Here is an 11,572-nt window from a genome sequence, read left to right as displayed (position 1 = left end):
TCTCTATGTTAGGAGAATGTCTCAAACTTCATTAGCTAAAATATAAGGAAATTACAATGACAATCGAAACAACTAAGCAAGCGCTAGAAAAATGGCATCAGATGATCAAAACAGGTGACCTTTCAAATTTAAATGAGTTATTAGCTGACGATGTGGTATTTCGTTCACCTGTTGCTTTTAAGCCTTATGAGGGAAAACATGTAGTTTTCTTCATTTTAACGAATGTGATTCAGGTGTTTGAAAACTTTACTTATCACCGTGAGTTCTACACTGAAGATGGTGAAAATGTCGTGTTGGAGTTCAGTGCTAATGTAAGTGGAAAATCGCTTAAAGGTATTGATATGGTTCGTTTTAATGCACAGGGAAAAATCATTGATTTTGAAGTGATGATTCGTCCAATGAGTGGTTTGGCTGCTTTAGCAGAAAAAATGGGTGCGCGATTTGCTCAATATCAACCAAACCCATCTCAGTAAAATAGCCTAAGTAGTATTGAGATCATTAATATGTGGTTAAAACTTTCAACTTTTGCATTATTACCTGTACTTGTAATACAGGGGGTGAAGGTTCGTAAAAACACACCACGACTTTTAGAAGCGAGTGGTGATCGTGATGGTCTTATTGGACAAGGACAGCCACTCTCTTTACTGATTTTAGGTGATTCAGCAGCAGCTGGGGTTGGTGTTGAGACGCAGCAAGATGCTTTATCTGGTGCGATTATTTCAGAATTAAACAAGGAATATTTGTTGCACTGGAAATTGCATGCAAAAACTGGTGATACAACAAAACAAGTTTATCAAGCGATCCAGCAATTAGAACCCAAAAAATATGATGTCGTCGTTACGTCAGTTGGTGTTAATGATGTGACTAAATTAATTTCAGCTAAAACTTGGATAAAACAACAAAAACAATTATTTACTCAAATACAAAATCATTTTCAGCCAAAATTGATTATTGTGTCTGGAGTCCCGCCAATGCAGCATTTTCCTGCATTACCCAATCCATTAGCATGGTTATTTGGGCAATATGCAGAACAAATGAATCAAACATTAAAACAGTGGTTAGCCCCACAGCCACAATTTAGATTTATTGAATACGATATTAAAAATTTTCAGACGATGAATTTATCCATGGCAAGTGATGGTTTTCATCCAAGTAAAGAAATCTATGCTATTTGGGGGCAACAGGTCGCGACATTGGTGCGACAAACATTTACTCGTGGTTAGATAGAGGTTTTTATTGAATATGGGTATATCTGCTTTAGACAAAATTAAAGTGTTAGGCTCTGAGCTGCTTGATTCTGTACTTGGTGCTGAGCAACCTAAAATGTATTATGACCCGAAAGGGAAAATTAAAGATGTTTTGGAAAAATTACCTCAGTTAAAGGAAAAGTATCGCCCAACACCGTGGTTGAGTAATACCCATGTCCATCTTCTATATTTTGATGTGATTAAAAAGAAAACGATCAAGCTTGAGTATGATGGTATTGATCAGCTTACGATGCAAGATGGTGGAGTAACAGCGATTGCATGGTATGGCTATGATCTTCCGCCAGAAACGCCAACTATTGTGATCATGCATACGATTACAGGTACGCCAGAAAGTATGCGTGAACTTGTTAAAGACTTACATGCATATACGGGTTGGCGGATTGCACTTTGTTTACGCCGTGGACATGCAGGTTTACCTATGCCAGTACCTCGTATTTCTCTTTTTGGTTTGACTGACGATTTACGAGAGCAACTGAACCATATTCAAACTCTTTTTCCAGAATCCGATTTATATGCAGTAGGTTCGTCAGCAGGAACAGGACTTTTAGTGCGTTATCTTGGCGAGCAAGGCCTCGACACACCATTTAAAGCAGCTTTTGCAATGTGTCCAGGTTATAACACTGAAATTGGCTTTAAAAATGTACATCCTTTTTATAGCAAAATGATGACTAAAAAATTATTCAAATACTTTATTTACCCTTATGAAAATACCTGGAATCAGGTTGCTTCGCTGAAAAAGGTATTAGCAACAACAAACTTAGAAGCCTTTGAGAAAGAATATTTCGAGATGGTAGGTTTTGACGATTATCAAAGTTACTGTAAAGCAATTAATCCAATTTATGTATTGGAGAATATTAAAATTCCATTGATGGTGCTGAATGCAGAAGATGATCCTGTTTGTTCTATTAAAAATTTAGAGCCTTATAAAGAGGTTATTCAGCAAATGGAAAATATTGCTGTAGTTACCACAAAAAAAGGAAGCCACTGTGGTTTTTATGAAAGTTTAGAAGTGAAATCGTGGGCATCACGACTGATGGCAGACTTTTTTAAACACTATTCCTAAGTTCTAAGCTATAAAAAACCACGAGTCGCTCTATAACGACTCATGGCTTTTTGAGAATTAAATAAATTAATTATTTAATGCAGGTGTTGCTGCTGCAATCGCTGCCGCAACTGCATCGTCTTCAGTTTGTGCTGGAGCTGGTTTGACTGCTTTAGGTTGTTCAACTTTTGCTGGTTTCTGTTCAGTTTGCGCAGGTTTTGGTTGTTCAGCTTGTGCCGTTGTTGTCTCTTCTGCTGTTTGAGCTGGGCGAGTTTCACGACGAATTTCTGTAGTTGTATTTGGCGTTTCTTCTCTACTCATCTCAATCACTGGAGCTGGCGTTGCTGGTTTATCTACGCTTTCCAAAGGCTGAAATTCTTGGTTTTGTTGTGGTTGAGATGCTGCTTGAGTCGTTTGTTCTTCAGAAGTTTGTTCTGATTGTTCTTCATTTTTTGGCTCTTCTTTTTTGACACAAGCAGTCAGTAATAGACCAGTTGCAAGCGCAGCACAAATTAAAAGTTTTTTATTCGCCATTGTTAAAGCTACATATTGAATGAAAGATGCCAGTGATTATACCAGTAAAATTAAATGAAAAAATCCCTAGGATTTATTGAGTTTGTTGATATTTTATAAATGCTTGCATCAGTGTATCTGTTGAAATTGCAATATGGTCAAAATCTTCGAGTGAATTTATTTCTGATCCAAAGTTGTTTTTAAACATTAAACGTAATTTATGGATGAAATATCCACAAATCCCATAAATTTTTATCGAAAATGCTGATAGAATAGTCAGTTGTTTATAGTTCTTTGAATTGATGCGGTTTGACTTTGCTTTATAGGGGCAGAGTACAGTAAAATTGCCCAACATTGTAGGCCGATTTCGGCTCGATTGTACGAGAAACTCAATGACCCATTTTATTTTTGTCACTGGTGGTGTGGTTTCATCACTAGGTAAAGGTATTTCTGCTGCTTCTGTTGCTGCACTTTTGGAAGCTCGTGGCTTGAAAGTCACTATGGTAAAAATGGATCCATACATTAATGTCGATCCAGGTACCATGAGCCCATTTCAGCACGGTGAAGTTTTCGTCACAGAGGATGGTGCTGAAACTGACTTAGATTTGGGATATTACGAACGTTTCTTACGTCGTGCGAAAATGACCAAACTGAATAACTTTACCAGTGGTCGTGTCTATCAGGACGTTTTGAATAAAGAACGTCGTGGTGATTACTTAGGTGGCACGGTTCAAGTTATTCCACATATTACAGATAATATTAAAGAACGTGTACTTCGCGCAGGTGAAGGTTACGACGTTGCGATCGTTGAGATTGGTGGTACAGTTGGTGATATAGAATCACTTCCTTTTATGGAATCAGTACGTCAGTTGATGGTAGAGCTTGGTCATAAACGTACCATGTTGATGCACTTGACATTATTGCCATATATCAAATCTGCTGCTGAACTTAAAACTAAGCCAACTCAACATTCAGTTAAAGAACTTCTTTCGATCGGTATCCAGCCAGATATCTTAATCTGCCGTACTGAATATGATGTTGACGTTGATACTAAACGTAAAATTGCATTGTTCACCAATGTTGAAGCGCGTGCCGTTGTCGTCTGTAAAGATGCAAAAACAATTTATCAAATTCCACGTACATTCTACGAACAAAATGTTGACGATTTGATCTGTGAGCGTTTTGGTTACAACGATCTTCCAGAAGCAAATCTTGAAGATTGGGATAATGTGGTAGAAGCATTATTGAACCCTGAATACACAGTTCGTGTTGCGATGGTCGGTAAATATGTTGAATTACCAGATGCTTATAAATCTGTAAATGAAGCACTTTTACATGCAGGTATTCAAAATCGCGTTAAAGTTCAGATTGACTATGTCAATGCTGAAGACCTTGAACAGCAAGATATGAGTATTTTGAGCACTGCTGATGCGATTTTAGTACCAGGTGGTTTCGGTGAGCGTGGTACTGAAGGCAAAATGAAAGCCATTCAATACGCACGTGAAAACAAGATTCCATTCCTTGGTATTTGTTTAGGTATGCAGTTAGCTGTGATTGAGTATGCACGCAATGTTGCAGGTATGCCTGAAGCGAGTTCAACTGAATTTAATCGCTCAACTAAGTATCCACTCATTGGTTTAATCACTGAATGGTTAGATGAACGTGGTGAATTACAGCAACGCAGTCTTGAGTCAGATCTTGGCGGTACGATGCGTTTGGGCGCACAAAAGTCTGAATTGGTTGAAGGCACAAAAACGCGTGCAGTCTATGGTAAAGCTGAAATTACAGAGCGTCACCGTCATCGCTATGAAATGAATGATCGTTTCATTCCTACACTTGAACAAGCGGGCATGAAAATTTCAGGTTATTCATCAGTACAACATTTAGTTGAAACTGTAGAAATTCCTGAACATCCTTGGTTTATTGCTGTACAATTCCACCCAGAATTTACAAGCTCGCCACGTGATGGTCATCCATTATTTGCTGGTTTCATTGAAGCTGCAAAAAAACAGCATCAAAAGTAAGTACTAAGTTTTAAATAAACTGGGAAAGTTTGAATGTCACAATTAAAACCACAAGAAGTTGTACGTTTAGGCGATATACAAATGGCAAATCATTTGCCATTTGTATTATTTGGCGGAATGAACGTATTAGAGTCAAAAGATTTAGCATTTGAAATTGCTGAAACTTATGTTGATATTTGCAAACGCTTAGATATCCCTTATGTATTTAAGGCAAGCTTTGATAAAGCAAACCGTTCAAGCCTAAACTCTTATCGTGGACCGGGTTTGGAAAAAGGGATTGAATGGCTTGCGGACATTAAAAAACATTTTAATGTACCCATTATCACGGACGTTCATGAACCTTACCAAGCAGCGCCTGTTGCTGAAGTTGCAGACATTATCCAACTCCCAGCCTTCTTAAGTCGCCAGACTGATCTTGTTGAAGCAATGGCAAAAACTCAAGCCATTATCAATATCAAAAAAGCACAATTCTTAGCACCACACGAAATGCGCCATATTTTGCATAAGTGTTTGGAAGCTGGAAACGATAAACTCATTCTTTGTGAACGTGGTTCAGCATTTGGCTATAACAACTTAGTTGTGGATATGCTTGGCTTCGACATCATGAAGGAAATGAACGTACCCGTATTCTTTGATGTAACGCATGCACTACAAACGCCTGGTGGACGTGCTGACTCTGCTGGTGGTCGCCGTGCTCAAATCACGACTTTAGCACGTGCAGGTATGGCAACAGGTTTAGCGGGTCTGTTCTTGGAAGCACATCCAGAACCTGAAATCGCAAAATGTGATGGACCGTGTGCTTTGCGTTTGTCTCAGCTTGAGCCATTCTTGGCGCAATTAAAAGAATTGGATACTTTAGTTAAAGGATTCAAAAAGTTAGATACCCACTGATGTAATTGTTTACATCTTATTTTCATTCAACAGAGGAATTGTTCATGAGCCAAATCGTTGACATCCGTGCACGTGAAATTTTGGACTCTCGTGGTAACCCAACCATCGAAGCAGATGTAATTTTAGAATCTGGCGTTGTTGGTCGTGCATGTGCGCCATCTGGTGCTTCGACTGGTTCTCGTGAAGCCTTAGAACTTCGTGATGGTGATAAAGCACGTTACTTAGGTAAAGGTGTTCGTACAGCAGTTAATAACGTAAATACGATTATCCGTGATGCTTTAGTCGGCAAATCAGTATTTGAACAAAAAGACATCGATAACACGATGATCGAACTTGATGGTACTGAAAACAAAGAAAAATTGGGTGCAAATGCAACTTTAGCAGTATCGTTAGCTGCTGCACGTGCTGCTGCTGATGAAAAGAAAATTCCTCTTTTCCAATACATCGCAGACCTACGTGGTCAAACGATTTTGACTATGCCTGTACCAATGATGAACATCATCAATGGTGGTTCGCATGCAGATAACAATGTTGATATTCAAGAGTTTATGATTGAGCCTGTAGGCTTTGGTTCATTCGCTGAAGCATTACGTGCGGGTGCTGAAATCTTCCATTCTCTAAAATCAGTTTTAAACAAAAAGGGTTTAAATACTGCTGTAGGTGATGAAGGTGGTTTTGCACCGAACTTACGTTCAAACGAAGAAGCAATCACTGTTATTCTTGAAGCGATTGGTCAAACGGGTTACAAAGCGGGTTCTGACATTATGTTAGCACTTGACTGTGCATCTTCAGAATTTTACAAAAATGGTCAGTACATCCTTGCAGGTGAAGGCAATAAAGCATTCACAAGCAATCAATTCTCTGATTATTTAGCTGGTCTTGTAAATCAATACCCAATCATCTCGATTGAAGATGGTCTAGATGAATCTGATTGGGAAGGTTGGAGCTACTTAACCTCAATCCTTGGTGACAAAATCCAGTTGGTTGGCGATGATTTGTTCGTAACCAATCCTAAGATTTTACAACGTGGTATCAATGAGAAAGTAGGTAACTCTATTCTCATCAAATATAACCAGATCGGTACATTGACTGAAACTTTAGATGCAATTTACCTTGCTAAAGCGAATGGCTATAGCACTGTAATTTCACACCGTTCTGGTGAAACTGAAGATTCTACAATTGCTGACTTGGCAGTAGGTACAGCGGCAGGTCAAATCAAGACGGGTTCACTATGCCGTTCTGACCGTGTAGCGAAATATAACCAATTACTTCGTATTGAAGAATTAACGAACGCAGCTTACCGCGGTAAAGCTGAATTCAAAGGTCTAAAATAAGGTCAAATAATCTATGTTGAATACTTCTGATCATCGTTCTTTACAAAAGAGAGAAACTCTGCAAATTCATAATCCTATAGAATTTACAGATAATCTTCCTTTAAGAAGGATGTAGGAGTTCTTCATGATAGAAATGTTTCGATCGACCTCGAGTAAATTGATTCTAGTGCTTGTCATCGCTTTGGTGACAAGTTTACAGTATCAATTTTGGCTAGGTGAGGGAGGGTATTTTCCTCATCAAGCCTTGACTCAACAGATTAAACAACAAGCAGAAGTAAATACGGAGCTTAAAGAGCGCAATCGTATTTTAGCAGCCGAAGTTTTCGACTTGAAAAATGGAACGGAAGCGATTGAAGAACATGCACGTTTGGATTTAGGTTTGGTTAAACCTAATGAAACTTTTGTGCAGATGAGCACAATCAGTACCCATTATAAACCGATTTATATTGATCCAAATGCAAAAATAGATGCAGCAACAAATGAAAACCCAGACTAAGCTGTGGGCTGTTGTTCCAGCCGCAGGTTCTGGCAGTCGTTTTTCGAAAACTGAATTAAAACAATATCAATATATTCAAAATCGTACTGTGCTTGAGCATACCGTTAATCGATTAAATACACTGGATTTAGCTGGTTGTGTACTTGCAATCGGTGAGAATGATAATTTTGCTCGAACACTTTCTTTTGATCATAAACAGAAATTACATTTTTGTTTAGGTGGAGTCGAACGAGTAAATTCTGTGCTCAATGCATTAATTTACTTATCTGATATTGCGGATGAAAATGATTGGGTATTGGTGCATGATGCTGCACGTCCATGTGTGACAACAGCATGCTTAGAAAAATTAGTAAAATCGGCAATCGACTCAGATCAAAGTAACATTTTAGCGATACCAGTCCGTGATACGCTTAAACAAGTACTCAATCAAAATCAAATTGAAAAAACAGTAAGTCGTGCGTTGTTATGGCAAGCACAAACACCGCAAATGGCTAAATTAGGTATTTTACGAAAAGCTATTGAAAAATCATTATTGGATAATATTCTAATTACAGATGAAGCAAGCGCTTTGGAATATATAAATGAACCTGTACACGTCGTACAAGGACGTTCAGACAATATTAAAATTACCTATACCGATGATTTAGAATTGGCTCGATTAATTCTTCAATCACAAATTCGGCTTTAATTTTTAGATTCAAATAGCCTAAGTAGATTTTATTTTATACTTTTACATCATTCTGAATGACAATAAAATGATGATTTGTTAGATTAAAAAAACAAAATTTATAATGGGTTAACAAATGAAAAAATTATTAATCTTAAGTCTTTTTACTTTTTCTTTAGTAGGATGTGCTTCTACACCATCAGAAACTTCAAACACTGTACAGGAAACGATACGTTATTCATCAAGTCCTTGTTTTGGTGCTTGTCCAATTTATTCGGTAGAAATCTCACCTTCTGGAACAGTGAATTTCAATGGTAAGCAATATACTAAAGTGACGGGTACTCAGACTTTAACAATAGACCCTTCGGTATATAAAAAATTACAACAGGAGTTGAAAACTTATCGTCCAGAAACAGGTGCAAACGTTAAAACAATTGGTTGTCAGCAAACTGCAACTGATCAACCGAGTGCATATTTTGTTTGGATTCGACCAAATGGAACAATAACGAAATTAAGTCACTATACTGGTTGTATTTCACCAGCAAATATGGAATTAAATAAACTGATTGATAAACTACCGAAATTGATCGGTATTGATGATTTAGTACATTAAACTTGCTGTTGCTAAAATAGACAAATTTGGCATTTATGTTAGTATAAGTACAAGCGCAATCATGCGGAGGAGTCATCAATGACAGCTTTTACAATCATGAATATGAGTATCCAAGAAGAGGATCATCTTCCTGATCTTGCTGTACAAGCATTCCGCAATGCTTTTAAACATGCGAGCCAGTCTTCAACTGTGGTATATGCCAAAAATCATCAGCTATTAAAGCAATTACCAACAGGTGAGATTAGTGTGATTAAAGATATATCAACAGCTTATACGTCTATTTCAGCGCAACATCATGTACTAAAACGTAAAAAAAAGCAGGCTATTGTATAAGTTAATGCGACAACTTAAGCCTAGAATTCGTATGTTTGCGGGCCCAAATGGTTCTGGGAAAAGTACGATTAAAGATTATTTATTGCCCCGACATATTGGGGCATATTTAAATGCAGATGAACTCGAAAAAATTCTAAATCAAACCCAAATTTTGGATTTAAATACTTATCATGAGTCCTTGGATCGTATAAAACTGGTTGAATTTTTAAAAACTAAAAATAAGCAAATAGATCAACAGATTCACCCTTTATTAAGCCAAGAACCTGAGTTGCTAGCAGAAAATAAAATTCTTTTTGTAAAAGCAGATGTGGATTCGTACCTTGCAGCACGCATTATTGATTTTATTCGACTAGAATTTTTGAAATTAAAAATAAGTTTTACTTTTGAGACTGTTATGTCACATATAAGTAAAGTTGAATTTTTAAAAGCTGCTCAGAAACAAGGTTTTAAAACATACTTGTATTATGTTTCTACCGTTGACCCTGAAATTAATATTGCAAGAGTTCAATATCGAGTGACTACGGGAGGGCATCCTGTACCTGAGCAAAAAATTCGTGATCGTTACTATCGCAGTATGGATTTACTCATGCAGGCTGTAGAAATGACGGATCGCACTTTTATCTTTGATAATTCTTCTAATGGCGAAAAAGCGGCTTTTCTCGCTGAGATTGAGCAAGCAGAATTGCTAAAACTGAATCCTGTCGTCACAGATTTTCCAATTTGGTTTGTAGAAAAAGTATTAACCGAATTTGAGTGAAAAATAGGCGAAAAAAGGCTTTAATTATTATATTAAATAATATAATATAAAAATATATAATATATCCTTTGGATAAATCATGTCGAGCATCATCTCAGCTTTGATCGGTGGTGGAATTTTAGGACTTGCCGTTGTTGGCTATTTATATGTCAATGGTCGTATTACAGGCATCAGTGGTCTGCTTGCACAAGTGTTACAACCAAAGCTTTTAGTTCGTAGTTCGGCTTTGTGGTTCTTACTTGGACTATTCGTGACACCGTTCATTTATCAGATCTTTGTAAAACCAGAAATTGTTATTGAATCCTCTCCGATTGGGTTGGTTATCGCAGGTCTTTTGGTTGGCTTTGGTACTCGTTTAGGTTCTGGCTGTACCAGTGGACATGGAATCTGTGGAATTAGTCGTTTATCCATACGTTCTATGATTGCGACAGTTACATTCATGTTAGCTGGAATGGTAACTGTATATGTTATTCGCCATATCATTGGAGTTACGCCATGAAAAATATACTTGCTTTCATTTTTGGTAGCTTATTTGCATTAGGCTTGCTGGTTTCAGGGATGTCTAATCCTGAGAAAGTTTTGGGTTTCTTAGACATTTTTGGACAATGGGATATAAGTTTAATGTTCGTGATGATGGGTGCAATCATTGTGGCAATTATTCCATTCCAAAAAGCGATTCGAAATCCGAAAACGATCTTTGGAGAAGAAATATCATTACCCATGAATACCCACATTGATAAAAAGTTAATTGTTGGTTCGAGCCTTTTTGGAGTCGGTTGGGGGATTGCAGGAATCTGTCCAGCACCAGCAATTACATTGATTGGATTGGGTTATTCACAAGCTTGGTATTTTATTGGTGCGATGCTATTAGGTATGTTTGTACATCGTTTGTGGGCTAAAAACTAATCGTTTTTTTGATTGTTATTGTATTTGTGTAAATAATATAAGGCACATAAGGTTATGATGTGCCTTGTTTTTATATAATAGGATATTATTTGAAACTATGAAGATATCGTGGTATAGAGCAAGCAATAACAAGTCCAAAAATGAGTAAGCTAAAATATATGAATAGAATCGTAAGAGCGCTTATACAGAAATTGAGTTCTTTGCATGCCCCTTATAATAATGGAATTCTCCATGATAAAATCGAAATAACTGAACTAGACAATAGAAGTCTAAGTTGATTTAAGCTCAGGGATTTGAATAAGTATTGATTGATATTATTTTTTATTAGAGGGAGAATGCGGTGGTGTATCCACCATCCATTAATACTAAGAACAACAACAATAAATAGTTTTGCCCAAACTTTTTGATTTGAAAGGCTATGGTAGTCAGCAATATAATAATAGAGAAGATAAGCGATTCCTGATAACCACAATAAACATAGCCCCCAAAATATGACTTGACTACTATGTTTAAATATTTCATAAAATTCTTGGCTAATCTTTTGTTTTACCAAGAATCGTATTGCAAGCAAATCTAATAAAATAGCACCACCAAGCCCGAAAGCTAAGCCTATTAAATGAAATACTTTTATCAGTGTTTTTGGTTGAATTTCAAGGATGTCGACGATATCAACGAGAATGAGCATGATGTGTCTATAAGTATAAATGAGAATTAATTTTATTATCATT

Annotated in this window: 15 protein-coding genes; 13 read left to right on the top strand and 2 right to left on the bottom strand. The window is 37.0% G+C overall.

Going from position 1 to position 11,572, the window contains the following annotated elements; all coding sequences use genetic code 11:
• Positions 1 to 56: 56 nt before the first annotated feature.
• Genes O1450_RS08245 through O1450_RS08235 form a run of 3 tightly spaced genes read left to right on the top strand, consistent with a single transcriptional unit; the run spans position 57 to position 2,331 of the window.
• Positions 57 to 473 carry a nuclear transport factor 2 family protein gene (locus tag O1450_RS08245; RefSeq protein WP_269228052.1) on the top strand — a complete coding sequence of 139 codons (417 nt, stop codon included), beginning with the start codon at positions 57 to 59 and terminating at the stop codon, positions 471 to 473.
• Between the two features lie 30 nt (positions 474 to 503).
• Entirely contained in the window at positions 504 to 1,223 is a 720-nt protein-coding gene (locus O1450_RS08240; protein ID WP_269228051.1) for an SGNH/GDSL hydrolase family protein, read from the top strand.
• Between the two features lie 19 nt (positions 1,224 to 1,242).
• Positions 1,243 to 2,331 (top strand): YheT family hydrolase, encoded by a 1,089-nt coding sequence (locus O1450_RS08235; RefSeq protein WP_269230444.1) that lies wholly within the window; start codon positions 1,243 to 1,245, stop codon positions 2,329 to 2,331.
• Between the two features lie 66 nt (positions 2,332 to 2,397).
• On the opposite strand, the gene O1450_RS08230 is transcribed toward O1450_RS08235, so the two are convergent.
• Complete coding sequence (locus tag O1450_RS08230; RefSeq protein WP_269228050.1) at positions 2,398 to 2,844, bottom strand: internalin; 447 nt, start codon at positions 2,842 to 2,844, stop codon at positions 2,398 to 2,400.
• A 371-nt stretch (positions 2,845 to 3,215) separates the two neighbouring features.
• Here O1450_RS08230 and O1450_RS08225 point away from each other — a divergent pair, with 371 nt between their 5' ends.
• The 10 genes from O1450_RS08225 (at position 3,216) to O1450_RS08180 (ending at position 10,844) form a co-directional block, all read left to right on the top strand.
• On the top strand, positions 3,216 to 4,847 hold the full coding sequence (locus O1450_RS08225; protein ID WP_005216362.1) for a CTP synthase: 1,632 nt from the start codon (positions 3,216 to 3,218) through the stop codon (positions 4,845 to 4,847).
• A gap of 33 nt (positions 4,848 to 4,880) precedes the next feature.
• Positions 4,881 to 5,738 carry a 3-deoxy-8-phosphooctulonate synthase gene (kdsA, locus tag O1450_RS08220; protein ID WP_004653722.1) on the top strand — a complete coding sequence of 286 codons (858 nt, stop codon included), beginning with the start codon at positions 4,881 to 4,883 and terminating at the stop codon, positions 5,736 to 5,738.
• 44 nt (positions 5,739 to 5,782) lie between these two features.
• Positions 5,783 to 7,072 (top strand): phosphopyruvate hydratase, encoded by a 1,290-nt coding sequence (gene eno / locus O1450_RS08215; protein ID WP_269228049.1) that lies wholly within the window; start codon positions 5,783 to 5,785, stop codon positions 7,070 to 7,072.
• A gap of 124 nt (positions 7,073 to 7,196) precedes the next feature.
• Complete coding sequence (gene ftsB, locus O1450_RS08210; protein WP_004662248.1) at positions 7,197 to 7,568, top strand: cell division protein FtsB; 372 nt, start codon at positions 7,197 to 7,199, stop codon at positions 7,566 to 7,568.
• Positions 7,552 to 8,256, top strand: a complete 705-nt coding sequence (gene ispD / locus O1450_RS08205) for a 2-C-methyl-D-erythritol 4-phosphate cytidylyltransferase (RefSeq protein WP_269228048.1) — start codon at positions 7,552 to 7,554, stop codon at positions 8,254 to 8,256. The genes ftsB and ispD overlap by 17 nt, the downstream gene beginning before the upstream one ends.
• A gap of 115 nt (positions 8,257 to 8,371) precedes the next feature.
• On the top strand, positions 8,372 to 8,848 hold the full coding sequence (locus O1450_RS08200) for a DUF6438 domain-containing protein (protein WP_269228047.1): 477 nt from the start codon (positions 8,372 to 8,374) through the stop codon (positions 8,846 to 8,848).
• Positions 8,849 to 8,926: 78 nt separating this feature from the next.
• On the top strand, positions 8,927 to 9,181 hold the full coding sequence (locus O1450_RS08195) for a hypothetical protein (RefSeq protein ID WP_269228046.1): 255 nt from the start codon (positions 8,927 to 8,929) through the stop codon (positions 9,179 to 9,181).
• A 4-nt stretch (positions 9,182 to 9,185) separates the two neighbouring features.
• Complete coding sequence (locus O1450_RS08190) at positions 9,186 to 9,938, top strand: zeta toxin family protein (RefSeq protein WP_269228045.1); 753 nt, start codon at positions 9,186 to 9,188, stop codon at positions 9,936 to 9,938.
• Between the two features lie 79 nt (positions 9,939 to 10,017).
• Positions 10,018 to 10,437, top strand: coding sequence for a YeeE/YedE family protein (locus O1450_RS08185; protein ID WP_269228044.1), 420 nt, complete (start codon positions 10,018 to 10,020; stop codon positions 10,435 to 10,437).
• Entirely contained in the window at positions 10,434 to 10,844 is a 411-nt protein-coding gene (locus O1450_RS08180) for a DUF6691 family protein (RefSeq protein ID WP_269228043.1), read from the top strand. The genes O1450_RS08185 and O1450_RS08180 overlap by 4 nt, the downstream gene beginning before the upstream one ends.
• Before the next feature lie 211 nt (positions 10,845 to 11,055).
• Here the strand turns inward: O1450_RS08180 and O1450_RS08175 are convergent, their stop codons facing one another.
• The gene (locus tag O1450_RS08175) at positions 11,056 to 11,529 is read right to left on the bottom strand and encodes a hypothetical protein (protein WP_269228042.1); all 474 of its coding nucleotides are present in this window, start codon (positions 11,527 to 11,529) and stop codon (positions 11,056 to 11,058) included.
• Positions 11,530 to 11,572 lie beyond the last annotated feature (43 nt).

It is taken from the genome of Acinetobacter sp. TR11 (assembly GCF_027105035.1).
In the GTDB taxonomy this organism is placed as follows: Bacteria; Pseudomonadota; Gammaproteobacteria; order Pseudomonadales; family Moraxellaceae; genus Acinetobacter.
The sequence above is the reverse complement of the archived record's forward strand: the minus strand, read 5'-3'. Positions and strand labels throughout refer to the sequence as shown.